Source organism: Mycobacterium colombiense (genome assembly GCF_003284935.1).
Classification (GTDB): domain Bacteria; phylum Actinomycetota; class Actinomycetes; order Mycobacteriales; family Mycobacteriaceae; genus Mycobacterium; species Mycobacterium arosiense_A.
In genome coordinates this window covers 44,279-69,829 of the sequence record NZ_QMEV01000009.1, presented here as the reverse complement: position 1 = coordinate 69,829, position 25,551 = coordinate 44,279, and the positions used below count along the sequence as shown (strand labels likewise).

Sequence of the window (25,551 nt, the reverse complement as noted above, 5' to 3'; positions counted from 1 at the left end):
ACGAGAGGGGTCAGCGGAATAACTGTTCTGTACGAACGCGCCCGCAATTGGGTGATCGGCTCCGACCCTGGCCTGCTTCGGTTGCGCATGGCGACTCGGACGACGGCCGCGCTCGGCCTGTCGTTGCTGGCGCTCTTCATTCTGACCAGGGCGACGGGACAACCCCTGACCGTCGCCCTGCTGGGCGTCGTCATCACCATGGTCGCGTCGCGCTCCGTCAACGAACCCGACCCGCGCCAGCAGCGAATCACCATGGCGCTGTTGCCCTTGCCGGCCGCGGTGTCCATCACCGCCGCCGCGGTGCTGGCACCGCACGTGGTGGCCAGCGACGTCGTCTTCGTGATCGTGGTCTTCACCGCGGCATACATCCGGCGCTTCGGGGCGCGGGGCAGGGCGCTGGGCATGGTCGCGTTCATGTCCTACTTCTTCACGCTGTATCTGCGGGCGCGCCTCGCTGAGCTGCCCTGGATGATCGGGGCGGTCGCGGTGGGCACGGTGTGCACGTTCGTGATGAGCGCCTATGTGATGCCCGATCGACCCGAGCGGGTGCTGCGCGACACCGTGCGGGCCCTGCGCGCCCGGATGGCGATCGTCATCGACACCACGGCCGAAGCGGTGCGGACCGGCCGCCTCGACGAACGGCGGCGCCGCCGCATGCGGGCCCGCACCATCCGGCTCAACGAGACCGCCCTGTTGGTGCAGAGCCAGATCGAGGACAAGGCCGACCCCGCCACGCTGTGGCCCGGCGTCACCGCCGAGCAACTGGCCCCCTGGCTGCTCGATGCCGAGCTGGCCATCGAGTGGGTCGCCACCGCCGGTCGGCGGGCCGCCGTGCTTGTCTGCGAGGCCCCGGACTCGATCCCCGCCCCCACCCGGGCCGCGCTGGACGACGCGCTGGCCCAACTGGCGCGAGCGATCCGGCTTCCCGAACCCGACGGGTTGCGCCGCGCCGCCGACCAGGCGCAGCGGCTGCTGGACGAGCAGTGCGACCCCGCCTCGGACCCGGACGACGCGGGCAACACGGCCGTGCGGCGCCTGGCCCTGGCGATAATCAACGCCGCCACAGCGACTTCCGACGTGCGGGCGATCGTCGACCGCGCGACCACCGGGCGCCCCCTCGATGACGCCGACGCCTCCCCCGCGGCGGAGAGCGACGCCGCCGATGACGCCGGCGAGGAAGAACAGCCCACCGGGCTGCCGCCGACCACCCGGCAAGCCATCCAGGTCTGTATCGCCGCGTCGCTGGCCATCGTCGTCGGCGAGCTGGTGTCGCCCGCGCGCTGGTATTGGGCGGTGATCGCCGCGTTCGTCATCTTCGCCGGCACCAACTCCTGGGGCGAAACCTTGACCAAGGGCTGGCAACGCCTGATCGGGACGCTGCTCGGCGTGCCCTGCGGCGTGCTGGTGGCCACGTTGCTGACCGGGCACAAGACCGCCGCGCTGGCCGGCATCTTCGTGTGCTTGTTCTGCGCCTTCTACTTCATGACGGTCACGTACAGCTTGATGACGTTCTGGATCACCACGATGCTCGCGCTGCTGTACGGCCTGCTCGGTCAATTCTCGTTCGGCGTGCTGATGCTGCGCATCGAAGAAACCGCGATCGGTGCCGTCATCGGGGCGACCGTGGCCGTCGTGGTGCTGCCGACCAACACCAGAACGGCGATACGGGTCGACACCCGGGCCTTCTTGACGAGCCTAGCGGCCCTGATCGAGGTCTCGGCCGCGACGATGTTCGGCGAGGCGGGAAGCGCCGGCCCTTCGGAGCAGGCGCGTCAGGTCGGCCGGGACCTGCAGCAGTTCCGGGTGACCGCCAAGCCGTTGCTGGCCGGCGTCGCCGGGCTGGCCGGCCGGCGCAGCATCCGCCGCGCGCTGCGGATCTTCACCGCCTGCGACCGCTACGGCCGAAGCCTGGCGCGCAGCGCCGAGCAGTATCAGGGTCCGCTCGGGTCACCCGCGCTCGCCTCGGAACTGGCGCAAGTCTTTTCGGCGGCCGCCGACCAGACGCGGCGCAACATCGAAGCGTTGCAGGAAGCCATCGACGGGGGCCACGCCCCGACGCTGGTCTCGGCCGCCGACGAACTCGACGCCGCCGAGACGGTGGCCCGGCAACAGGACGGCGACGGCCGCACCGCCATGGACCCCGACACCCGGCGATTCCTCACCGCCGTGCACGCCCTGCGCCAGATCGAGCGCGCCATTATCACCGCAGCCACCAATCTCGGTGGGCGCGAAAGCGTCAAGACCGCCAGCCCCGCGTCACGCTGATCCGGGACGGGCGGCTAGCTCGGCTGGAAAGGCTGCTCCGTTTCGCTATCCCGGGGCTCCCCGGTGGCGATGAAGTCCTCGATCAGCTCAACCACCCGATTGGGCGCCTCCACCTGCGCGAAGTGGCCGACATCGGGCAACACCTCGAGCCTGGCGTCCGCGCGCGCCTCGTGCGCGGCGTACGCGTGGGCGACGGGAATGATGCCGTCGCGCTCGCCCCAGATCGCCATCACCGGCAACTCCTCGCGCAGCCGCAACCGGTTGAGCGCGCTGACGGCCTGTCCCCGGTAATCGACGACCGATCGCAGCGTCTTCAGGAACGACTGGCGTGTCTCGCCATCCGACAGCGACGAGTAGGCGCTCCACAGCTCGGCGCCGCGCGGCGACTGGATGCCGGCGCTGCGGAGCCAGGACCGCAGCGTGTTGCCGACGGACAGGACGGGTGGCGGCGCGATGATCGGCAAGACCAGCTCCGCGCCGGGTGCCGAGAGCAGCCGCAGCACCCATCCGACGTCCGGGCCCAGCCCGCCGCTGCTGATCAGGATCAACCGTTTGGCGTAGTCGGGATGCTGATACACGAACTGCATTGCCACCCCACCGCCGAGCGAGTGACCGACGATGGTCGCCTGGCTGACGCCGAGCTCGTCGAGGAAGTCACGCAGCCAGACCGCGAATGCGCCCAGCGAATAGTCCGTGCGGGGCTTCGCCGACTCGCCGTGGCCGAGCAGGTCCGGGGCGATGACCCGGAACTTCTTCGACAGCGGCGGTATCACCGACCGCCAGGTTTCCGCGCTGCCCGCCATGCCATGGATGAGCAGCAGCGCCTCGCCCTCCCCCTCGTCGCGGTACGCGATGCGATCGCCGTGTAGTTCGAGAACCTTCACCTCAGTCATGTGGGTCTGGGTACCCGCTTTGGCCCTGCTCGGCAATGATCGAGGGCATGACCGAACCGGTTGCGACCCGCGTCGCCGTCTACCTCGACTTCGACAACGTCGTGATCTCCCGATATGACCAGATTCACGGGCGGAATTCGTTCCAACGGGACAAGGCCAAGGGCCTCGAGCAGCAGCCCGAGCGGCTGGACCGGGCGACGGTCGACGTCGGCGCGATCCTCGACTTCGCGTCGTCCTTCGGCACCCTGGTGCTCACGCGGGCCTACGCGGACTGGTCGGCCGATATCAACGCCGGGTATCGCGGACAGTTGGTGGGCCGCGCCGTCGACCTGGTGCAGTTGTTCCCGGCGGCGGCGTACGGCAAGAACGGCGCGGACATCCGCTTGGCGGTCGACGCCGTCGAGGACATGTTCCGGCTGCCCGACCTGACCCACGTGGTGATCGTGGCCGGGGACTCCGACTACATCCCGTTGGCCCAGCGCTGCAAGAGGCTCGGCCGGTACGTGGTGGGCATCGGGGTGGCCGGCGCGTCGAGCCGGGCGCTGGCGGCGGCCTGCGACGAGTTCGTCATCTACGACGCGCTGCCCGGCGTGCCGGTGCCCGCGCCCGCCGACGCGGAGGCGGCCAAGCCGAAGAAAGCGGCCGGCCGCGGCAAGGCGGCCAGACGCGAGGAGCCCGACGAGCCCGAGGAGCAGCCCGATCCGCAGGCCGCCGCCACCGCGCTGCTCACGCGCGCCCTGCGGATCGGCTTGGAGAAGGACGACGTCGACTGGCTGCACAATTCCGCGGTGAAGGCTCAGATGAAGCGGATGGACCCGTCGTTCAGCGAAAGGTCCCTGGGATTCCGCTCGTTCAGCGACTTCCTGCGATCCCGGTCCGACCTCGTCGAGCTGGACGAGACCTCGACGACGCGGATGGTGCGGCTGCGCGCGCACGACTGAGCGCTCCGCCGCCATGCATTTTGCCTCTGATGTATGGCGCTGGAGCCGGATAGCCCGCGATATCGTTGACACCCCCGCGCGGTGGCCATACATTAGCGTCACACTCGTCCGCAACGTGCTGCGGAACCAAGGAGACCGTCATGACCGTCGGTGCCGCTCCCCCAAGCGTTTTCGACGCCGACGTGCCGACGCTCTGCTACGACCCCGAAGAAACGCCCGCGCAGGTCTACCCGCGGCTGCGGGAGGCGCAGCGGCAAGCCCCCGTCGCGCTGGGACCGCACGGGCCCGAGGTGCTCTCCTATCACCTGGTCCGTTCCGTCCTTCGGGATTCCCGGTTCCAGATTCCGCCCGGCATCAACCTGCTCGCCCAGGGCATCGCGTCGGGCCCGTTGTGGGACAAGGTGGCCAACAGCCTGCTGTGCCTGGAGGGCGACGCGCACCGTCGGCTGCGCAGCCTGTGCTCCAAGGCCTTCACCCCGCGAACGGTCGCGCGCCTGCACGACACCATGGTCGGGGTGCTCGACGAGCTGGTCGATCGGGTGGCGGACGCGGGCCGCTGTGACGTCGTCACCGACATCGCACGCCCCTACCCCGTTCCGATCATCTGCGCGCTGCTGGGCGCGCCCCGCGAGGATTGGCAACAGTTTTCGTTGTGGGCCGACGACGTGTTCAAGGCCTTCAGCTTCACCGTCGATCTGCGCGAGGTCGAGCCGGTCGTGATGCGCGCCTGGCGCCAGCTCGACGACTACGTCGACGAGATGGTCGCCCGGCGGCGACACAGCTTGACCGATGACCTGCTTTCCGACCTGATTCGCGCCGAGGACGAGGGCGAGCGCCTGGACGCCGCCGAGCTGCGCATGCTGGCGGGCGGCCTGCTGCTGGCGGGGACGGACACCACCCGCAACCAGGTGGCCGCCTCCGTGCAGGTGCTGTGCGAACACCCCGAGCAGTGGGAGCTGCTGCGGCAGCGCCCGGAGCTGGCGATGCGTGCCGTCGAGGAGACCATGCGGCACTCGCCGATCGCCTGCGGCACCCTGCGCCTGGTGGTCGAGGACGCCGAGCTCGACGGCTACTCGTTCCCCGCCGGCACGGCGGTGTTGGTGAATACCTTTGCGGCCAACCGTGATCCGGTGGTGTACGACGATCCCGACCGGGTCGACATCACCCGCGAGGCCCCGCCGCCCATCCTGACCTTCGGCGGCGGCGTGCACTACTGCCTGGGCGCGAACCTGGCCAGGCGGGAGATCGCCGAAGCGCTGAACGTCCTGACGAACCGGCTGCGCAACCCGCGTGCCGCGGGACCGGCGCCATGGAAGCCGATGGTGAGCCTGAGCGGGCCGACGAGCCTGCCCATCGAGTTCGACCGATAGCCGTCCGGGCCCTATCGCCGGGCGCCCGCTGTGACCAAGCCCGCCCCGCGCACAAGTCGCGGTCGCCTCGGGGCGGCCTTACGCTGCTTGGTTACACGAACGTAATGGGGGTTTTCGATGCGTGCAGCCTGGGGGCGCGCGGCGCGGCGTCGCCGGGCGCGTCGCGGGGGCGCCGCGATCGCGTCGGCCGCGTGCCTGGCCTTGGCCTCCTGTTCGGAAACCGCGGCGCCGCCCCCGCTCACCGCCACCACCTCGACGTCCGTCTCGAAAACCAGCACCCGCGCGGCGGCCCCGCCCGCCCCGATCACCGGGCCGCTGGAAAAGGATTGGAAAAGCTACGGCGGAACGGCCTATTTCGGCTGCCCGGAGAAATTCTCGGCCGCCACATCGGCGCTCGAGGACATCCGGCCGAAGATCTTCGACCCGAAGACCGGGCAATACGTCGCGCCCGCGATCCCCACGCTCCCGGCCGGGGAACACCTCACCGGGGCCATGTGCGCGCTGACCGGCGCCGCCGACGCCATGAACGTCGTCTACCTCGTCGCGACCACCGGGCCGGCGCAGCCGCCCGCGCCCGAAGCCACCAAAATCACCGCGTACGTCTACGACTCCACATCGGGCCGGCAGGTCGCCACCAAGGAACTGCAGCCGCCCGGCCCCGACCTGAAACCCACCGCGCCCAAGGACTGGGGACTGGCCTCGACCTCCTCGGGCGTGGCCTGGCTGAACGCCTTCACCGACGGTCACGGCGCCGCGTCGCCGCCCCGCACCGTCGTGCTGTCCGGCGGCGACCTGTCCACGCTGTGGAGCGATCCGCAGCCCGGCCGGGTCTGGCAGGACGTGCTCGCCTTTGCGCGCAACACCGAACCCGGCAAGCCGTCTGGCGCCGAGCTGCGCCGGCCGAGCGGAGAAGCGATCTTTCAGGACAACGACGTCCAGTCCGTCGACACCGAATTGACCGACGGCCCAAACAAACTGGTGAAGCTCACGCACTGGGATGGGTCCAACCCCCCGGGGCTCTCCACGATGTTCTATGACCTCAACTCCAAGTCCATCATCAAGATCGGCGATTCCGACCGGATTTCCGGCGGTGGGCTGACCGCCGCGCTGTCCGACGGGAAGCTGTTCGTCGACGGCCACGGTTCGGACACCTCTCAATTCGGCTTCGGCGTCTGGAACCTACGCAGCCAGCAGTGGGACTTCCAGAAGAGCCGAGACGACGCCAAGAAGCTGTCGATCGCCAAACTGGCGTTCTTCGGAGACCACCTCTACCTCACCGGGGCCGACGGGACCCACTCCGTAATCGCCTTGCCCGCAACCGATCCCGTCGCACCCAACTGGACGCTGCGGCCGTTCGAGCGGATCTCGGGATGGACGCTGGTGTGCCGCGGCGAGACGGCGGCGGGCGCAAATGGCGAGTGCAAGGAGATCGTCATGGTGCAAGACCAGGACGGCCACTACCCCGGGCCCTGGTTCTGACGTTCGGTCGCGCTTAGAACAAGCCGAGGGCCTGCGGCACCATGTACAGGCCGAAGCCGATGGTCACGAAACCTAACCGCGGGCGCTTCCCCGAGAGCGCCATTGGCCAAAAATGCACAACCATTCTCGAAAATGCGATAGGCCTTCTCGGATTGCGAGAGTACGTTATCGAACTATGCAAACGGTGCGTAGCTTCTGCCGCGTCTGCACCTCGGTCTGCGGCATCCTCGTCGACGTCGACGGCGACGAGGTGGTCCGCGTCCGCGGCGATCAGGACCATCCCTTCTCGCACGGCTATACCTGCCCGAAGGGTCGCGCCCTGCCACAGCTGCATCACCACCCGGATCGGCTGGAGCGTCCGCGGATGCGGGTGGCCGGGCGCCTGCAGGACGCCTCCTGGGACGCCTGTTTGGACGACCTGGGCACCCGGTTGAAGGAGATCATCGACCGGCACGGACCGGCGTCGGTCGCGTTCTACTTCTCCACCATGGAAAGCGCCGGCTTCCGGATGGCCGAGGCCCTGCATGCCGCTATCGGCACACCGGCCAAGTTCAGCCCGCTGACCATCGACGGCACCGCCAAACCCCTGGTCTCGGATCTGGTCGGCGGATTCATGGGGCTGTCCGGCCGAACCGACCTGGACAACGTCGACTTCCTCTTGCTCGTCGGCGTCAATCCCGTTGTGTCGCATGGCCATGCGATCTCGATGCCCAATCCGACCGGCACGGTGCGCGACATCGCCCGGCGCGGTCAGGTGTGGGTGATCGACCCACGCCGCACCGAGACCGCGCGGCTGGCCACCGCGCATCTGGCAGCGCGGCCCAGCACCGACCACGCGGTGCTCGCCTACCTGGTTCGCGAAATCCTGCGCGACGGAGTGAAGTCCGATGTGCCGGTGCAGGGAATCGACGCGCTGTCCGCCGCGGTGCAGCCGTTCACGCTCGAGCACACCGCACGGCTCGCCGACGTCGCCGAGGCCGATCTGGCCCGGCTGTGCGAGGCGGTGCGCGCCGCCAAGTGCGTCGCGGTGGAAACCGGCACCGGGGTCACGATGACGGCCGAGCGCGCCAACGTCACACAGTGGCTCGCGTGGGTGCTGATGATCCTCACCGGTGCGATGAACCGGCCCGGCGGAACCTGGTTTCATCCCGGATTCGCTTACCAGCTAGAAACTTTCGGCGAATTCCTGCCCGTCACGCCGATCGAGGGCGCCTTCGGTCCCGGCCCGCGCAGCCGCCCCGAGGCGCAGGCCTTCATCAACGAGTGGCCGTGCGCCGTGCTGCCCGACGAGATCGCCGCCGGCAACATCCGCGCCCTGATCAACGTCGGCGGCAGCCTCGTCACCTCGTTCCCTGAGACCGGCAAGCTGATTCCGGCGCTGCAAAACCTCGAGGTGTTCGCCACCACCGAGATCATCAACAACGAGACCACCGAGCTGGCCACCCACGTCCTGCCCACCAAGGACCCGCTGGAGCGGCCCGACATCACCATCCACGACATCCTCAGTTCGCATGTGTCGGTGCAATACAGCCCGGCCGTCGTGGCCCCGGTCGGCGAACGGCGCTCGATGTGGTGGGTGTTCGCCGAACTCGGCCGCCGGCTCGGCTACGACCTCGGCACCCTCGGGGACCCCGACACCAGCACCGACGACGACGTGCTGTCCGTCCTGTTGGCCGGTGCCCGAACGGGTTTCGACAAGGTGGCGGCCGTGGGTTGGGCCGAGGCCCCGCGCGAGCTCCCGGCGGCCTGGGTCGACGAACATGTTGAGCGGATGGGGGGCTGGCGGCTGGCGCCGCCGCTGCTGGTCGACCAGCTCACGGCGCTGGAACCACCCGCACCGCTGGTGATGGTGCCGCGCCGGCAGCGTCGAAAGCTCAACGGACAGCTGGACTTTCTCGGCGAGGCGCCCGAAATCCTCATCCACCCCGATGATGGCGCGGCGGCGGGGGTCATCAGTGGACAGAAGGTGACGGTGCGCAGCGCGAGCGGAGAACTGACCGGCATCGCGAAGGTCGACGACTCGATCCGGCGCGGAGCGGTGTCGATCCCGCACGGCCACCACGTCGCCAACGTCAACCGCCTGACCAACAAGGACGACATCGACGTGGTGACCGGCATGGTGCGCTACTCCGGCATTCCCGTGAGCCTGCACCCGGCCTAGAGCGTCAGATCGATTGCCAACCCGCGCTTGCCGTTCGGTGGGGAATCGGGTATCGCCAGGCCCCATGCTTTGGCGGCGAGTCGTACCGGGACCGTCATTACGCTCCGCACGGTCGGCATCCCGATGAAACGGGCGCGGCGCTGCCACTTTTCACGCATCTGGTCCGACGTGGGAATTTCGCCCCTATGGGGGTGCAGGATCGGTATCCTAAGCCCCGCAACTCTCTCACGTCGCTGGGAACGGGGTGGATGTGGAGAACCTGGTTCGGGCACTGGCGGCGTCGATGGATCCGGCGGCTTTGATCGCGCGCGTTGCCGAGCAGGCCTGCGTGTTTATGCCGAAGGCCAATGGGGCGGCCGTCACGCTGCTTCGCGCCTCCGATAACGCATACGTGACCATTTCTGGGCACGGCGTGCTCGCGACTGCAGAGGGTTTCGTGGTGCCCAACCAGAGCAGTTTTCAGGGGCTCGCGGCGCGGGAGAAACGCCCGAAACTGATACACGATGCCCGTACAGACCGACGACTGTCGCCACGCGTTCGTGCGATGAACAAGCAGTGGGGCACTCGGTCGTGGGCGGCGATTCCCCTGATGTACAACGGCGACGCCATCGGTTCATTGCTGCTGGCTGCGACCGCCCCCGGTGCGTTCACTGACGCAGATGTCGACGCGATGCTCGCCATCAGTAAATTTATCTCCGCGTTGATCTTCACCGAGTCACAACTCAAAACGCTGCTAAGCCATGTGATGACCGACAGCGACGACCGGGGTCAGCGCGCTCTGACGGAGCGATTCATCGCGTCGGTCATGTTGCCCGACGTAGTGGAGACCGAGGGGCTGCAGCATCGATTGGACGCACTTCTCACGCAACCGGACGCTCTGAGCGCGACCTTTCAACCCATCGTCCACCTGGCAAGCGGCATGACGTGTGCCTACGAAGGGTTGACACGCTTTCCCGCATCATCGGGGTTGACCCCCACGCAATGGTTCAGCGCCGCCCGGCGTATGGGACGAGGTCTGGACTTAGAACATGCCGCGTTGTGCACCGTCCTGAATGCTGCGCGCCGCATCCCCGATGAGTATCCAGTCACCGCCAACCTGAGCCCGAGCGCAGCGCTGGAGCCGGAGATACAAGACGTGCTGGCAGCCCAGGACCGGGAGTTGGCGGTGGAAATCACCGAGCACGAACCGTTTCCCGATGACCTCGGCCCGGGTCTGAGACGTCTGCGTGACAGCGGCATACGGGTGGCAATCGACGATGCGGGCGCCGGATATGCCAGCTTCACTCAACTGCTGCGGATACATCCAGACATCATCAAGATCGACGGGGAGCTGGTCGCCGGCATCGACGGCGATCCGGCCAAACGCGCGTTGGCAACTGCACTGAACTCGCTGGCATCCGAGCTGCATGCGAAATTGGTGGCCGAAGCCGTGGAGACACCCGGCCAGCTCCAGACGCTGATTCGCCTCGGCATCGAATACGGCCAAGGCTTTTACCTGGGGAAACCTCAGCCACTAGCGCGGCGCCGAAGCCGGGGCATACGCCAAAGATTGCGAAAACACCCGAACTGCAACGGCAATCAAATGTTGTGGACCCGGTCAAATAGTGCTCCGCGGCATTGTTGATGGAGTTCAGGGCCGACGCCGGCGGACTTGATCGTTCGACGATGCTCGCCACGAAATGCGCTTTGTCCCATGGAACTTCCTCAGAGAACCGCGTCGGCCAGGCGGTCGATCTGGTCGAGCTCGGCGACACAGGGGTGGAAGATGAGTTCGTTGAAACCCAGGTCGCGGTAGGCGCGCACGGTCTCGGCCGCCTCGTCGGGCGAGCTGAGCATGTCGGCGACGTTGAGGGCGGCGTAATCAGGCTTGAAACCGTAGTAGCGCTGCAGGTGGGCACGACCCGCAGCGATGGTATCGGCATCACCGAATGTGAAGTTGACACTGGCCCGAAGCCGGGGACGCCCCACGCGACCAGCCTCTGCCCATGCCATGCGCATCCGGTCGGCGAGCGCGGACTGGTTGGAGTAATCACGCAACGCTCCGGCGCTCCAGCCGTCACCGATTGCGGCCGCGCGGCGGATTGTCGCGTCCGCTCGTCCGCCGAACAGGATCGGAATCCGCACCGGCGCGGGCGTCAAAGGCCTGTCGCCCGTGACGATTTGGGCGTCACACGTCTCGCGCAGCACGGCCACGCTCTCGTCGAGGATGCGCCCGCGCCGCCGATAGTCGACGCCGACGGCGATGTAGTCGTCGGGTCGGCTGCCGATGCCGAGGCCGAGGGTGAGCCGCCCACCGGATGCGGCGGACAGGGTGGTGACTTGCTTGGCCAACAGCGTCGCGGGGTGTAGCGGAGCCAGCAGCACGTTGGTCGTCAAGCCGATGTCGGTGGTCGCGCCCGCGGCCACAGACATAGCGACGACCGAGTCGAGGCTTTCGTAGACCAGCCGGTCTATCGCGGCCAGTTCTGCGAAACCCCGCTGCTCGGCTCGGCGCGCCCAATCGACGGTCAACGGCCCAGGCGCGTGGGCGATGTGGCCGGGCAGTCCGATTCCGATGCGCATGGTCAGCCTCATGAACCCCAGGCTCGCAGCGACGCCTCCAAACTTGCGATCGTTGCCGCAAGATTGGCGTGAAAGCCTCACCCGGACCGCGGTCGATGCATACTTTCTTCGTGCTCGACGATCTAGACGCACAGATTCTGCATGCCCTGCAGCTGGCCCCGCGGGTGTCGTTTCGCCGGATCGCCACCGTCCTCGGGGCCACCGAGCAAACGGTCGCGCGACGCTACCACCGGCTGCGCCGCGAAGGCGTGCTGCGTGTTGTCGGGCTGGAGAACCGATGGATCGATGGCGAAGGGAGTTGGGTGTGCCGCATGCGCGCCGCGCCCGAGCGCATCCAGACGCTGGCCGACGCGCTGGTGCGCCGGCCGGACGTGTCGCATGCCAACGTGCTGGCGGGATGGACGGATCTCGTCTGCGTCATCCGCGCGCCGCTGGGTGACGCCCGTGCGGATCTGCTGAAGCTACTACCGCGAACAACCTCGGTCACCGACATCACCATCGACCTCCTGCTGCACTCCTTCGGGCAGCCTGCAAGTGCGCCGTGGACCGGCTACGGCCACCCGCTCAGCGACCGGCAAGCTGCGGAGATCCTGGCCGAGCGGACCGGCCCGGTGTCCCGGGCTCAACCGTGCCTGCCCAGCGCCGAGGACCGTCCGATCTTCGAGGCGCTGGCCGAGGACGGCCGGACGTCACAACCGAAACTTGCCGCACGCGCCGGCTGGTCAGTGGCCCGCGTGGGGCGCCGAATCGCGGGACTGGAAGCCAGCGGCGCCCTGCTCTACGACGTCGACGTGTTGCCGGAACGACTCGGCCACCAGCTCAGCGCGATGCTGTGGCTGACGTTGGCGCCCCGCGACATCCAACGCGTCGGCGAGCGCATCGCGGCGCATCACCACATCGCCTTCGCCGGCGCCATCAGTGGCACCAAAAACCTTGTGGCAATTGCCATCTGCCGAGACATCGAGGATCTATACCGGTACCTCAGTGAGCAACTCGGACAGATCGAGGAAATTCTGAGCTACGAGGTCAGCATCCGCACTCAGCGCCTCAAGCAACACGGGTCGCTTGTGGCCCAAGGAAGGCTGATCAATCCGCGCCCCTCAGGCCCCGCGCGCTAAGGCGCGGGTGCGGCGAGGGCCTGCTTAGAAAGTCCAGCTGCCTTGCGGAGACAGGACGAATCCGTGTCGGCTGGGGGGATCGTCGGCTTCGCAGGCCGTCGTGGAAGGATCCACGCCGCAAGTGAATCCGGCATAGCTCACCTTGTTCTGGGGCGCTAACGGCGTGTACTTCTTCGGGTCGATTACCCCTGATGGCCCCCCGGCGGGGCCGAAATCGTATTGCTCCATGTGAGACAGATCCACGTCGGAGAACGTCGCCGCGGTCGTCTGCTTCGACTGGGTGATCAACCCGACGTGATTGTGCGCGGTGCCGGGTAGCGCGCCCCAGCAGTTCATCGTCTGCCTCGACGCCTTGAAATTGGTGTCCATCCGGCACCGGTAGCCGCCAGGGGCGGCGAATTGCACGCCGTCGATCCCGTAGGTTGCGTACGTTTCGTAGTCCTCGGCGTTGACGGCGTGATAGCCACTCAAATCCGGGAATTGCTGAGGATCTGCTGTCGCCGCCGGGGCGAGTGCCGTCGCGGCCGCCAGGAAAATCCCTGCGGACATCGCGGCGTTCATTGCCGCCGCCCCACACGTGACGGCTTCAACCATCTTCGCCGACAACGCTTTTCGTCCTGAAGGCGGCGAGCGCGGTGCAAGCCACCAGCACGGCGGTGGCCGCGGCCTCGGCAATCAGCGCGCCGGAGTTCAGCACCTGGCGGTCCGGCACCAGTGAAATGCCCATCTCGTTCTTGGCGTCGCCGCCCAATACCGCCGGATACACCAGACACACGGCGGCGGTGACGAACGCGACGACCGCGCATCCGCACCCGACGAACCCGAGCACCCGCACTCGCGCCGACGCGATGACCGCAACGGCGGCCGCTAACGAGGCGATCAACACGATCCATCCCGGCACGCTGTTCACCATGCCGGCGAGCAGGTGGCCATACGTTTCGCGGTCCTCGCCGATGTAGATGCCCAGCCCATTCCACCGAATGGGTAATCCCAGCCGGCTGACGTCGACCCAGGGCAGCAGTGTCAATGCGGCTGACGCGATGGCCGCCGCGACGGCCACCGCGGTGATCACCTTGGTACGCAGCATGTTTCCTTTCGATCGGCCGGGCGGGACGAAGTTCGCGCCGGCCACTCAGGGTAGGCGCTCTGCCTCGACACGGAAAGGGCGAGTTAACTGCGCGGAGGTCAGGGGTATCCCACGGGGCATGGGGTGGGTAACCGGGCACGCGGTCGCGATCTTCTCGGCTTTGCTTTCGGCGTTCTGGGCTGCGGTGGGAATCGTGGTGCGGCAGCGCGCGACCCAGCGCGTTCCGGGTGATGAGGCGATGTCCGCGGCGATGGCGACCACGCTGGCCCGCCAGCCGCTGTGGTGGGCGGGGACCTTTGCCGCGGTGGCCGGTTACGTGTTCCAGGCCGTGGCGCTGGCGCACGGATCGCTGCTGTTGGTCCAGCCGCTCCTGGTGTCGTCGCTGCTGTTCGCACTGCCGCTGAGCGCGGCCCTGTGCCACCAGCGCATCAGCGGCGTGCAGTGGGGCTGGGCGATGCTGCTGACGGCGGCACTGGCCGTTTTTCTGCTGGTGGGCGAGCCCCGAGAGGGGCACAGCCGTCCCCCGATACCGGCGTGGACGCTGGCCCTGGCGGTCACGGTCCCCGCGGTGATCGCCTGCGTCGTCGCGGCGCACCGCGCCGCGGGCCGGGTGCGAGCGTCGCTGCTGGGGGTCGCCGTGGCGATCCTGCTCGGCATGATCGCCGTGGTGACCAAGGTATGCACCCACCGGTTCGCGATGGGCGGTTGGCATGCGCTGTTGACCGTCCCGGCCCCGTATGTGCTGGTCGGGCTCGCGGTGACGGTGACGGTGGTGCAGAACTCCGCGTTTCATGCCGGCGCACTGCAGGCGTCGGTGCCGATCATGTTGGTCGGTGAACCGGTGGTCGCCGTCGTGCTCGGGGTGGTGGTGCTCGGCGAGCACCTGGCGGTGGGCGGCGCGACGTCGCTCGTCCTCGTCCTCGCGGTGGTGGCGATGGCGGCGGCCACCGTCGCGCTGGGCCGCAGCCAGGCGGTCGAAAACGGCGACGCCGCGGGCGAGGAACCCGCCGCACCGCCGGAGCGCGACGAGGCCGGCCTGGTGGCGGTCGGGGCCGGCCCGCGGGGTGGGCGTTACGCCAACTGATCCTGTGGTACCGGTTCGGGCAGCGTGTTCGCCTTCGTGGTCATGTCCCGGCATTCGCCGTAGATGGTGATCGATCCCCCCGAGTTCTGGACCGGCGAGTAAGGATCGAATACCGCCGTGACGCCCTGCTTGCTCACCGCGGAGGCATGCGTGCGGAAGTCTCCCGGCCCGCCCCAGCCGTGTTGTTTCAAAGTAGCGATCATCTGCTGGATCTCGGCTCGGGACGCTTCCAGGGTCGGCGCGTGGTCGTAGGCGATGCCGACGACTCCCCGGAACGGCGCGACGGCCTGGTCATTACAGGAGTCGCGGCTGAAATGTGCCGAGACGCCTTTGAGTCCCAGCGTGGTGGCGATCTCGCGTGCCGCACTGACCACCTGGGCCCTGGATTGTTCAGGAGTCATCGGGTTGGGCACTCCTTCACTCAGATTCCTTACGCTGCTGCAGGATTGAAGCGCGAGGGTAAGCATCCCCGCTGCGACGAGGGCAAGCAGGGACCGCCAGGTGGCGCTGCTGATTCCCCTTGAGGTGTTCATGGCTGTTCTCAATGGTAGTGGCCTCCTGTCGGGCGTCGAAGCGCCTCCGGGTCGAATTCATCGGGGAGCCAGTAGCTGCCGCGGTGCTGTGCGGTCATGTTGTCGTGTTCGAGTGCGTCACCGTGACCGGAGGCGATGTCGGCGATGCTGAACAACGATTCGTTGCCGGGGGTGAAGTAGGAGCTGTGATCCTTCAGCGGGAAGGTCAGTCCCGGTGCCTCGGCCTTGAACCGCGTCGAACCCCAGCCTTCGACGGCCGGGTCGCTACCGAGGCCCACGGTGACTCCGGTTCCGGGCAGGTGCCCCTGGATGCCGCCGAAGTGGGTGATCGGGTCCGTGGACGCGGCGCCCACATAGACGTGTCCGCCTTCGGGGAGGTGGAAGAAACCGGCGTTGCGGGCCAGGTCCGTTCCCGGACAGCCCACGAGGACAATGTCATTGGCGTGCATCCCGGATCCCGCCGCGGCGTCGGCCACCGTCGTGGAGCCATAGGAATGACCCACGACGGTGACATGTGAGTTTCCCGGTTGGTGCGTGACGCCGAGCGCATTGACGTCCCCCGCCAGCAGGCCGCCCCCGTTTCTGGCGAGGGTCGTCTGCCCGATCTGGGGGTCGAGCGCGCTGTCGGGGGCGTGATAACCCATCCACACCAGAACCGAATTCGATTTGTTGGGATCGGCTCGTTGAGCCTCGTTGTAGATGTTTCGTCCATCCGTGTGACTCAGATAGCCGTCACGCACGCTGCTGCCCGTGCCCGGTACGAGCACGGTGGTGTTGTCGGCCTTGTCGGGGTTGCCGATGGCGATGGCTTCCCTGCCGCGACCGTCGAACGCCTCGGGATCGTAGGTCTGCAGGAACACCGGGTTCTTGCTGCCATCGGGGTTCGTACCGTTCGTGTTGAGGCCGTCCTGTGTCTTGAGTGCGTTGTTGTAGCGGGTAATGGCAGACGGCGTCAGGCCGTACAACTCCGGGTGTTGGGTCACCTGGTCGACGCCGACGTGGGCGCGGTCAGCGGCGTTTTGCACGCGCGCGATGTCGTCGTTCATGACCGCCCGGTTGACCGTGTCGCGGTTTTCGGTCTCAATGCCGTTGAGGTTTCCCAACTCTGGCGGGTGCTGCGCGAGCAATTGATCACGCTGTTGCTGGCTGAGGGAATCCCACCACCGCTTGACGTCTTCGGGTTTGGTGTTCGGCGGCGGGATCTGAATCTGTTCGGGTTTGTCCTGCGCGTCCACCGGCTCGAGAGGCTTGGGGTCATATCCGTCGGCGCGCAGATTTCCCAGCGAGTTCTGCAGCGTGGCCGAATAGCCGTTGCGTATCGCGGTCAGCTGGTTGAGCGCCTCTTTGGTGTCGTTGACCGCGCCCGTCTTGATGGCATCGATGAGCGCATGGAGTTCTCGCTGGCTCTGCGCGTCGGGGTAGTCTCGCAGATCCTGCTCCGCCAGATCGATCAGGTGGTCGAGCTGTTCCAATTGGCTTTCCAATTGGGCGATTTCGTGGGCTCCGGCCTGTTGCGCGTCGGCCAACGAGGCGGCGATATTTTCCAGGTCGGCGCCGATCTTGGGCAGCTGTTCAGACTGCGCGCCAAGCGATTTGACGGTGCGCTGCACCTCAGCGGAGTCGTTGATCGGGCTGCCGCCGCCCTGGTGATTCCACGCGGCGTTGAAGCGTTGCTGCGCCTGCGCGAATGCGTGGTCGGCCTCGGCCGTGTGGCGGCCCGCCCCATGGAAGGCCTCCGCCAGACGCGCGATCTGGGCGGGGCTACCGGCCTGCAGGGTTCGGTTGATCGCCCACGGGTCGCCACCGGCCCCCGCGATCAGCTCCCCGATGGACAGATGCTTCAGCTGCATCGCGTCCCCATACCGCGCACGGGAAAAAGATTACCGCCGCCAGATTGTCGATCAATTCACTTTTGCCGCCCGGCACCTGCGACCGGAGTCGCATCGACGGTCTTGGCCGCAACCGCACGACCTATGTACCAAGGGATTTCGCCCCGAAGCCGGTAGGCTTTATGGACGGTCAACCTCACCACGGCTTTGCGGGACGCGACCGTGAAACGTTCGTAATAGTCAGCGCGACAACGCAATCCGACATAGGACACCCTCCCGGCGGACTTGGGGTTGGAGGAAGCGCCGAGAGGGTGCCTGCTTTTGGCGATGGTGGTGATTCACCTGGCGCGGGTGTCGCCTTCCACTACGAATGAGAGCCGATCGACGAAGGCGAGATCGTCGGCGAGCTTTTCGAGCAACTCGGCGGCGCGAGCCTGTCGGACACCGGCCAGGCGAACCCGCGCGGCCTCGGCCCACTCGCGGGCAGTGGTGAGTGCGGTGCGGCATTCGCGCAGCGCGCCGAGAGCGTCGGGAGAACCAGCCATGATCGCCCCCCTGGGTGATGCTGTGCTGGATGGATTCCCCCCGGTACGCCCGCCGACACGGGCTTGACCGAATTGTTACAACTTGTCTCGTATAAATTGCGCACGTGTCGCACAACGGGCGTCGGCAGCGAGCGCGAGCCATCCACGGCGCCCCGGAAACCTGTGGTGGCAGGTACAGGATTCGAACCTGTGAAGCTTTCGCGACGGATTTACAGTCCGCTGCTCTCGCTGTTTGCTGGTTCAAGCCGCGTTGGCTGACGAACAAAGGGCGAGGTCAGTCGGTTGGTTCTGTTGACGACCGAAAGCTGTCACAACTCTTGTTGCGGACGGCCTGCGGACGATTGCCGGTACCGCGCACGGAAGGCGCATGGTCCCCATGGCTGGCTCGTGTGATTTCTCCAGCTCGACCCACTCCTCCCGGTGATCATCGATGGCCAGCCCATTCGCAAAAGAGATCTCGTTGAACTGAGCGGCTAGCAAGCTAAGCCGACCATGGTCGTGCCCGCCGCCCAATCCGATCACATGATGTGCCGGTGCGATCGCGGTGCGCTCACCTGGGCAGCATTCGAAACAGTTGGACCGGCCAGCGCAAACCACCGGCACTGCGCGGCCAACAGAGCATTATGACGCCGCGTTCGGGGCTGGCCAGCCGGGAGAGGCCGGTTGAGTGGGGAAATCGGCGCGGGGATATTCGCCTCCGCGCAGGAGATCGGGGTGTTGGGGTGCTTTGGCTCGGCACTGTTCAGTGTCCGTTGCGACATCAGGCCATTCCGATGAGAGCCCGTATTCGGCAAAGTAGCCACCCTGATGGCTGGTGATCCTCCAACCGCCGAACACGTCGATCGACGGTGCGCGCGCCGGACCCTGCTGGGCGGGCAATTGTGGTCCGGGGTTGGTGGGAGCCGTCATGGTGATGCGCATCGGGTCAATCCCCGAATCGGGGGGCGGCGCGGCGATATTCGGGGTGTAACCGTGGCCGTGTGCTTGTGCGGTGCCGAACAGGTACTCACAGGCAACCACCGTGACGTCACGGCCAGATGTCGCGATGGAGAGGATATGGGCTTGTTGGGTCCCCACCCATGGTCCTTCCGTTTTTCGATCAGTCTTTGGCCACAGGAACCGTGTGCCGGTTGGGTCATCGATTGATTTGTTGGGGTCCACCGCCTGTTTGAACCCGGGGTACAGATACTTGTCATCACCCGTGATGGAGACCAGCAGGTAGGACTCGGTGTAAGCCCGCACCACCACGGCGGGCCAAGTGGTTACGTCGATCCCTGGTTCTGCGGTCCACACCACGCTGAAATCGTTCAGTATCGGCGGCCATCCGATGGGCGGCGCCGCAGATGTGGGCGACGCGACCTCGCCGGAATGGTCGCCGGAGCCGCAGCCGGTGGCCACCGAGACAGCGATGCTCGACATGGCCGTGAAGGTGCGTAATACGCGCCGGAGGCTTATCACTTCTTGCCCGGGGGTTCTGGTACACCGATGACGTTGTTGTAGCGGTCGACCATGTATTGATCCGGTGACATCTTCTCATTCGGCGGCAGGTCAAGTGTCTGAGACAAAGCGGGTCCGATGACGTTGTTGTATTGACCGGCGGTGAGGTCAGGATGTTTGGCTTGCATCTCGTCGAAGGTCGCTAATCGCCCGTAGGGATGATCACCGTCATAGACGACATATTCGGGCGGCAATCCTGAAATGTGTTGGTTTGCCCCGAGCATGGCATCGAGCATCTCTTGGTCGGCGCTGCCGATGTCCATCGGTTGGATCGGCGTCTGACCCGGTGCCGTGGGTGCTGGTCCCAGTATGTCATTTTCGAGGTTGTGCCCGATGATTCCGATCGCGGGCCCGGTAACTTTGCCGACTCCTGGAACCCATCCGCCGACCGTGCTGGCGGCTTGCACGCCGTCTTCGTAGGCCAGTTTTTTCGAGTCATATTCCGAGAGCTGTTGGTGGTAGCCATTTTGTTCGTTGGCTTGGAAGGCATTGTGGGTGCCGACGTCGACCAAGCCCCGGAGGGTGGCAGCGTCGTACAGCTGGTCGCTGTAACCGTCGTGATGGGGGTTTAGCGCAAAGGATGAATCGTGCAGCAGCGCTTGTGTATACGCGTTTTTGTTGAAATCTCGGGCGGCGGTGGGGTCGCTGTCGATCACCGAGAAGACGCCCTTGGCGACAGGCAGCGAGCCGGAATGAATGTCGCCCTTTTCGTCCAGGGGTTTGCCGAAATCTGGCAGTCCGCCCGATGTTCCGGCGACGTTGTTGATGTAGGGGTCTAGGCCGTGGCCCATCGCCTGGACGAGGTTGGGGTTCACTTGCCCCAGCGTGTGGTTGCCCGGAAGATGTAATAGGTCTTGGGAATGGTGACCGACGTAATCCGAATATGCTCGTGCGGTCTCACCGGCGATCTTGGCCTCGGGCCCTTGGGCTGAATCCCCGGTCCAGGAGAAAAGCGACCCAACCGCTTGGCCATTGTCCTTCCAGGCGTGATGGGTGAGGTTCTGCAGGAACTTGTCGTGGTCGCCACCGGTCATGGTGTCGTGAACTACTTGGTGATCGGGCGACATCGCGGATAGCACGTTGGAAACTGTCGGATCCATGGCGGGATCGCGCTCGATGTTTTGGCCTTGGCTAGCGGGGTCGTGTTGCCAGTACGGGGTGTCCATCATGGCCCCCGCTTTGTGGATCATCGCCCGGTCGAGGTCCGTGTTCGTCTGGAACGACTTGTCACCGTCCTTGACGATGTTGGCGATGTCGTTGGTTTGGCGCATGTATTCCAGACCCGAAGAGTTCAGTGCCTTTTGGACACTTTCTGGCAACTGCGCCGCCCCGCCTTTGATGGTGTCGGTGCCCTGCTTCGCCCCGACGGTGAGTGGAGTCTTGGGGAAGGTGAGGTTGGGGTTGCTCATCAGCTGCCAGGAGTTGCCGATCATGCCTTTCTCGTCGCCGAGCCGTTGTTCGGCGGTGTTGAGTGCATCGATCGACATACCGTGCTCTTGGGCTTGCAATTGGCTCAACACCGAGGCCTGCTCGGCAGTTAGCGGCACCTTCCCAGCTAGCTGGTCGGGAGTGATGGAGTGGAGCACCCCGTTGACGCGGGCGGCGGCCCCCTTATCGCCCCCTAGGGCATCGGTAACGTCTTGTCTGGCTTGGTCGGGCGTCTCAGGCTCGTGGGCATCAGCACCGAACGTCGATGTGGGATCGTAGCCGTCGTCGGCCAGATTTTTCTGTGCATGACGCAACGAGCTTGAGTACGAATCGCGGATGTCATGCAACTTGCCCAGGGCGTCTTTGGTGTCGTTGACGGCGGCCCTTCTGAGGGCGTTGATGATCGAATGCAGCTCTTTCTGGCTTTCCGCGTCGGGGTGATCCCGCAGATCCTGCTCCGCCAGGTCGATCAGATGGTCGAGCTGCTCCAACTGGCCTTCCAATTGGACGATCTCTTGGGTCCCGGCCTTTTGCGCATCGGCCAACGCGGCGGCGATGTTTTCCAAGTCAGCGCCGATCTTGGGTAATTGTTCAGACTGCGCACCAAGCGATTTGACGGTGCGCTGCACTTCAGCGGAGGCGTTGATCGGATTAGGGCCGCCATCCTGGTGGTTCCAGGCACCATTGAAGCGTTGCTGAGCCTGCGCGAACGCGTGGTCAGCCTCGGCGGTGTGGCGGCCCGCGCCGAAGAAGGCCTTGGCAAGGTTAGAGATCTGCCCGGGCTGGCCCGCTTGCAGAGTCCGATTGACCTCCCACGGATCACCGCCAGCCCCAGCGACCAGCTCCCCGATGGTGAGATGCTTTAGCTGCACCGCATCTCCATACCGCGCTGCCGCGATTGCTCAACCGCATCCCAAACACGTCGGCCAAGGCAACAAGCCCCGCAGCGCTGCGAACCGCTACCGACAAGCATCGCCACCCTTCCGTGCACGAGAAAAGATTACCGCCGCTAGCTTGTCGATCAATTCACTTTCGGTCTGCGGGGCGGCGTAGGTGCTCAAGCCGTATATTTCGTCGATTTAGGCAGCCAGACACCAATTCGACGAGAAACCTCTTAGCTCAGGGCGCGTCGGCAGCGGCACCGTGGTCGTCGGCCAAAGCGAGGGCTTGGAAGACGGACTTCAGCTCCCGGAAGGAGAACCAGCGGTGCCGGTAACAGCACGTCGCGATGTCTCGAAGCATTTCGACGGTGAAATACCGATAGCCGCCCGGAGAGCGCAACGGCCGCACGACTGTCCCGTCTGGCTGCGTAAATTCACACTTGCGCACCCGCTGATCAAGCCACGAGTAGCTTCTCGTGAGCACGATAGCTGCTTCTCGGGCCGAGTATGTCGGCTCCAAACCGGTGACTTCGGTGCTGTCGGCTGGCATCATTGGACCTCCATTGGGTGGGCTGGCAGCCAAAGCTGCGCAATACCTTCACAAATTCAGAGGGGAACCAGGCCGGAATACAGTCCGAGGAAAATCTCCGTAAAGCCCCGGTACTACCTCTCAGCTGTGCCTGGCGAAGCGTTAGGAGAGGACTTTGCGCGATATGAGCTGCGGCTTTACCCACGAGGTCCGCACTTTTGCCCTCAAACCGGCACAAAACCATCGCAACAGATGGAACTGAAGGACGACGCACTTCGCGTGGACAATTAGCACCTCGGATCCAGGCCGGTCGACGTACCCCCGTCTGAGTCACCGTGTCTCACGACGCCGGAATCCGCTCGGTATCGCTCTTTCCAACGCTTCCTGCACGAGGTCGCCGATCGCCTCGGCCGTCGGCGGCGCGATCTCCCTATAGGCGTAAGCCAATTCAACGTCGACTTCACCGCCGTCTTCGGTATTCGACCGCTGCGGGTGCAAACCGACGTAGAAGCCCGCCGCGCGACCCTCGCGGTGCCGCTGGATCGGTGACAATGTGGCCTCGCAGTCGGTAATGACCACCTGGACGCCGCCTTCCAGGTTCGCGATCATCGTCATGCAGCTGCCAGTGGCCTCTACTCGAAAGCCGGTGCCAAAACGCTTGGCTAATTCGGCGCAGATGTCGGCGTAGCCGAAGTCCTCGTCGTCGCTATGGGTAATGGTCTCGCTCCTACAGCCTGACCGGTCAACCAAGATGGCCTCTGCTGCATCAAAACTTCCGCAGAATGCGGTTGTGTTCCCGCCCGCGACGGGAGACTGAATTCCGTCGGCCTCAGTCCAGGTGCGAGACGATCTCCTCAAGCGTCGTGCCGATAGCCTCGGCAACGTGCCGGAGTTCGATGACATCTAATCGGCGTTCACCCGACTCATACTTTGATACGAAACTTTGTGGCACATCCAGCCGCTTCGCGACATCCACCTGGGTGAAGCCAGCTTCCCGGCGCAGCTGCCGCAGCAGCGTGCATAGCTCCTGGTACTGCTCCGACCAGATGGATTTCTCCACTCGGTCAGCGCACCGTGAACCTGCTAATATCCCAATTTAGGATATTCGAGCCAGTCGCTGTTTCCCTCAACCATCGTCTTCAAAGTCGCATCACCGTCACTGATTGGGCCGATCAGGAATGCAGAAATGATCCATGCGAGGCAACTGACCGCTGGGGCTATGGTCCTGCACCTCATGTTGCTGCCCACCGGCGTCGCTTACGCCGACAGCAACGACGACGACTTTGTTCGGCGATCGAACAATGCCGGTGTCACGGGAGCTCCTGCGGACCTAATCCGTGTTGCACACCAGGTCTGCGACGGTCTCGATAACGGAAATACTCCGGACGCCATCGCAGATGCTCTTGTTGCTCAGCTGGGGCTGCGACCCGATCGCGCGGCGATCTTCGAGTCGCTTTCAGCCGCCCATTACTGCCCGAAGTACAGCAACCTGCAATTCAAGAATCCCCATTAGACCTGCTGTCCGTCGCCGCCAGGATCTAGGAGTGAGCGTGAGTAGATACATCGCTATTTCCGTGGCGGTTTGCGGGTTGATTACTGCGGCGATCACACCCGCCGGAATCGCATCCGGATCACCGTGCGACGGCGCAGCATGCGTCCCCAACGTCACGCAGAACGCTGTTCCGAATGGACCATGCCTTCCTCGGAGCCGGTACGACTTCGGTGTGGACCCCGTTGGCAACGCCTTTATTTGCCTCTCGGCCGGTTCCTGGGTGGCGGCACCACCGCTGGTAGGTGTGCGGACGCTTGGAAGCCGATGTTCTGGGCAGCTTTCGGCGCAGTCACCGGACGGCATCGCGATGCTTTGCGAAGACGGCGTTTGGAGCTGGGGACCAGATATTCCGCGGTGAGGACCGGAGTTTGGAGGTGGATGTGTTCCGAGTCATGAAAACGATTGGACTGCAGGCATTTGGCGCAAAGAGGCCCCCCTTCCCGCCGTGAGGAACAAATCATGATCCCGATCAAGAAGACGCGAGCACTGGTCACCGCGCTAGCGGTGGTAGCGATGGTGGCGGGTGGGACGATCGTCCAGGCTCCGGCCAAAGCCGATATAAGCTGCCCCAACGGATTCGTGCCGCCGAGCGTGAACGCAGACTGCTACTTTCTGTACATGATGGCGCGCGACAATATTCAAGCGAATAGCCAAGCCGATTTGATCACCGGAGCGCATGCTGCGTGCGCCGATATGGCAGCGGACACGAGGCCGGATCCGGTCATCGACGAGGCCCCTGTCATGCAGCGCGCCAATCCCGGTTTGACCTTCCAAAAGGCTGCGTTATTCGCCGGTCTCGCCGCCGCAGCCTACTGCCCGCAGGTCATCAGGCGCTAGGGCGTGCAAGCTCGGGTGAGTTCGGGATCGACGGTAATACTCAGTCGGACAATCACATTGGCCAGCACAACGGAACGTAAGGGGCGCGATCTGAAGACGTGCGGCTCCTGGGGGCCCGGCTCTGGTCAAGCGGCTATCGAGGCAGTGGCAAAGAAACATTCGGGCGCTACACGGGCGGGCAGATGACGCGGGGCGTGGTCACCTGCGGCTCTGCGCGGCGGCAAAGAACGCTTCGTCTAAAACCGATCTTGGGCCTGTTAGTAGCGGCAATCTCGGCCGTAGCGGGAGCCGCCTGCGCAAGCGACAATCCGGATAAGGCCGAGTACAACACCGCAAAAGACCGCTGCAGAACTGCGGTAGCCCAACGCCTCACGGCACCGTCAACGGCGAAGTTCCCGGAGGTGGGGTGGGGCAACAAAGTTCAGCTCACGGACGGGGATGTTTCTTTCATGCGTTCCGAATTCCCGAAGTTCGACCCATCCAGCGTGTCGGCAGTCTGGGTGGTGTCGGGAGCCGTGGATTCCCAAAACAGTTACGGCGCAATGATTCGCACGAATTTCGAATGCAGAGAAATCTTCATTGGCGGAAATTTTAGCTCTGGCTACATCGATAGCCTGGGGAAATAACCCGCGGTACCGGAAACGGAGTTTCACACGATGCCCAGTACCAGCTGAACCTACGCAATTGCCTGTCCTACCTTCGCTTGCACGATCGCGCTAGCCGCCCCAGCCTGGGCCGACGAAATCTTAAGCGGCACTTACACCTACGTGAACGAGACTGGCTTCACGTCGACGTGGACGGTCACTCCGTGCGGCTCCGGGTGCGCCCACGTGTTTACCAGCCATAGCGCAGCAAACTACGACCTCATCGTGAGCGATGGCCGATGGACCGCTACGGTCAACCCGCCAGACGCCGTGCATTGCCGGAATGGCACCTCGGCCGAGGCGACGGTCAACATTT

23 protein-coding genes are annotated in these 25,551 nt (G+C 65.4%); 11 read left to right on the top strand and 12 right to left on the bottom strand.

Annotated elements, in window-relative coordinates:
• Positions 1-51: 51 nt before the first annotated feature.
• Positions 52-2,265 carry an FUSC family protein gene (locus tag DQP57_RS06960; RefSeq protein WP_112632306.1) on the top strand — a complete coding sequence of 738 codons (2,214 nt, stop codon included), beginning with the start codon at positions 52-54 and terminating at the stop codon, positions 2,263-2,265.
• A gap of 14 nt (positions 2,266-2,279) precedes the next feature.
• Here the strand turns inward: DQP57_RS06960 and DQP57_RS06955 are convergent, their stop codons facing one another.
• A complete protein-coding gene (locus tag DQP57_RS06955) occupies positions 2,280-3,158 on the bottom strand; it encodes an alpha/beta fold hydrolase (RefSeq protein WP_112632305.1) in 879 nt (292 codons plus the stop codon).
• A 35-nt stretch (positions 3,159-3,193) separates the two neighbouring features.
• Here DQP57_RS06955 and DQP57_RS06950 point away from each other — a divergent pair, with 35 nt between their 5' ends.
• The 5 genes from DQP57_RS06950 (at position 3,194) to DQP57_RS06930 (ending at position 10,733) form a co-directional block, all read left to right on the top strand.
• A complete protein-coding gene (locus tag DQP57_RS06950; protein ID WP_112632304.1) occupies positions 3,194-4,099 on the top strand; it encodes an NYN domain-containing protein in 906 nt (301 codons plus the stop codon).
• A 140-nt stretch (positions 4,100-4,239) separates the two neighbouring features.
• Positions 4,240-5,469 (top strand): cytochrome P450, encoded by a 1,230-nt coding sequence (locus DQP57_RS06945; protein WP_112632303.1) that lies wholly within the window; start codon positions 4,240-4,242, stop codon positions 5,467-5,469.
• 117 nt (positions 5,470-5,586) lie between these two features.
• Positions 5,587-6,948: a hypothetical protein gene (locus DQP57_RS06940; RefSeq protein ID WP_240631693.1), complete on the top strand. Its 1,362-nt coding sequence runs from the start codon at positions 5,587-5,589 to the stop codon at positions 6,946-6,948.
• A gap of 175 nt (positions 6,949-7,123) precedes the next feature.
• Positions 7,124-9,109 carry a molybdopterin-containing oxidoreductase family protein gene (locus DQP57_RS06935; RefSeq protein WP_112632302.1) on the top strand — a complete coding sequence of 662 codons (1,986 nt, stop codon included), beginning with the start codon at positions 7,124-7,126 and terminating at the stop codon, positions 9,107-9,109.
• 250 nt (positions 9,110-9,359) lie between these two features.
• Entirely contained in the window at positions 9,360-10,733 is a 1,374-nt protein-coding gene (locus DQP57_RS06930; protein ID WP_112632301.1) for a sensor domain-containing phosphodiesterase, read from the top strand.
• Between the two features lie 80 nt (positions 10,734-10,813).
• On the opposite strand, the gene DQP57_RS06925 is transcribed toward DQP57_RS06930, so the two are convergent.
• A complete protein-coding gene (locus DQP57_RS06925) occupies positions 10,814-11,671 on the bottom strand; it encodes an LLM class flavin-dependent oxidoreductase (RefSeq protein ID WP_112632356.1) in 858 nt (285 codons plus the stop codon).
• Positions 11,672-11,766: 95 nt separating this feature from the next.
• On the opposite strand from DQP57_RS06925, the gene DQP57_RS06920 reads away from it, so the two are divergent.
• A complete protein-coding gene (locus tag DQP57_RS06920; RefSeq protein WP_112632300.1) occupies positions 11,767-12,789 on the top strand; it encodes an Lrp/AsnC family transcriptional regulator in 1,023 nt (340 codons plus the stop codon).
• 24 nt (positions 12,790-12,813) lie between these two features.
• Here the strand turns inward: DQP57_RS06920 and DQP57_RS06915 are convergent, their stop codons facing one another.
• Together DQP57_RS06915 and DQP57_RS06910 are read right to left on the bottom strand one after the other, a co-directional pair.
• Positions 12,814-13,395, bottom strand: coding sequence for a hypothetical protein (locus DQP57_RS06915; protein WP_165821767.1), 582 nt, complete (start codon positions 13,393-13,395; stop codon positions 12,814-12,816).
• The gene (locus DQP57_RS06910) at positions 13,376-13,876 is read right to left on the bottom strand and encodes a hypothetical protein (RefSeq protein ID WP_240631690.1); all 501 of its coding nucleotides are present in this window, start codon (positions 13,874-13,876) and stop codon (positions 13,376-13,378) included. Before DQP57_RS06910 ends, DQP57_RS06915 begins: the two co-directional genes overlap by 20 nt.
• A gap of 118 nt (positions 13,877-13,994) precedes the next feature.
• Between DQP57_RS06910 and DQP57_RS06905 the strand changes: the two genes are divergently transcribed.
• Complete coding sequence (locus DQP57_RS06905) at positions 13,995-14,960, top strand: DMT family transporter (RefSeq protein ID WP_112632298.1); 966 nt, start codon at positions 13,995-13,997, stop codon at positions 14,958-14,960.
• Here the strand turns inward: DQP57_RS06905 and DQP57_RS06900 are convergent.
• From DQP57_RS06900 to DQP57_RS06865, 8 genes are all read right to left on the bottom strand, one after another.
• A complete protein-coding gene (locus DQP57_RS06900; RefSeq protein WP_240631689.1) occupies positions 14,948-15,361 on the bottom strand; it encodes a hypothetical protein in 414 nt (137 codons plus the stop codon). The two genes, DQP57_RS06905 and DQP57_RS06900, sit on opposite strands and share 13 nt — an antisense overlap.
• 140 nt (positions 15,362-15,501) lie before the next feature.
• The gene (locus DQP57_RS06895) at positions 15,502-17,343 is read right to left on the bottom strand and encodes an alpha/beta hydrolase (protein WP_112632297.1); all 1,842 of its coding nucleotides are present in this window, start codon (positions 17,341-17,343) and stop codon (positions 15,502-15,504) included.
• Between the two features lie 317 nt (positions 17,344-17,660).
• Positions 17,661-17,867 carry a hypothetical protein gene (locus tag DQP57_RS06890; RefSeq protein WP_112632296.1) on the bottom strand — a complete coding sequence of 69 codons (207 nt, stop codon included), beginning with the start codon at positions 17,865-17,867 and terminating at the stop codon, positions 17,661-17,663.
• 621 nt (positions 17,868-18,488) lie between these two features.
• Entirely contained in the window at positions 18,489-19,286 is a 798-nt protein-coding gene (locus DQP57_RS06885; RefSeq protein ID WP_240631688.1) for a hypothetical protein, read from the bottom strand.
• 35 nt (positions 19,287-19,321) lie between these two features.
• Entirely contained in the window at positions 19,322-21,664 is a 2,343-nt protein-coding gene (locus tag DQP57_RS06880; RefSeq protein ID WP_112632295.1) for a hypothetical protein, read from the bottom strand.
• Positions 21,665-21,911: 247 nt separating this feature from the next.
• The gene (locus tag DQP57_RS06875; RefSeq protein WP_112632294.1) at positions 21,912-22,226 is read right to left on the bottom strand and encodes a hypothetical protein; all 315 of its coding nucleotides are present in this window, start codon (positions 22,224-22,226) and stop codon (positions 21,912-21,914) included.
• Positions 22,227-22,532: 306 nt separating this feature from the next.
• On the bottom strand, positions 22,533-22,952 hold the full coding sequence (locus tag DQP57_RS06870; protein ID WP_112632293.1) for a hypothetical protein: 420 nt from the start codon (positions 22,950-22,952) through the stop codon (positions 22,533-22,535).
• A 79-nt stretch (positions 22,953-23,031) separates the two neighbouring features.
• Entirely contained in the window at positions 23,032-23,262 is a 231-nt protein-coding gene (locus DQP57_RS06865) for a helix-turn-helix domain-containing protein (RefSeq protein ID WP_112632292.1), read from the bottom strand.
• 174 nt (positions 23,263-23,436) lie between these two features.
• Between DQP57_RS06865 and DQP57_RS06860 the strand changes: the two genes are divergently transcribed.
• The 3 genes from DQP57_RS06860 to DQP57_RS26565 all read left to right on the top strand — a co-directional run bounded on the left by DQP57_RS06860 (position 23,437) and on the right by DQP57_RS26565 (position 25,217).
• A complete protein-coding gene (locus DQP57_RS06860) occupies positions 23,437-23,715 on the top strand; it encodes a DUF732 domain-containing protein (RefSeq protein ID WP_165821766.1) in 279 nt (92 codons plus the stop codon).
• A 498-nt stretch (positions 23,716-24,213) separates the two neighbouring features.
• On the top strand, positions 24,214-24,591 hold the full coding sequence (locus DQP57_RS06850) for a DUF732 domain-containing protein (protein WP_112632290.1): 378 nt from the start codon (positions 24,214-24,216) through the stop codon (positions 24,589-24,591).
• Positions 24,592-24,689: 98 nt separating this feature from the next.
• Positions 24,690-25,217 carry a hypothetical protein gene (locus tag DQP57_RS26565; protein WP_133259224.1) on the top strand — a complete coding sequence of 176 codons (528 nt, stop codon included), beginning with the start codon at positions 24,690-24,692 and terminating at the stop codon, positions 25,215-25,217.
• Positions 25,218-25,551: the final 334 nt, after the last annotated feature.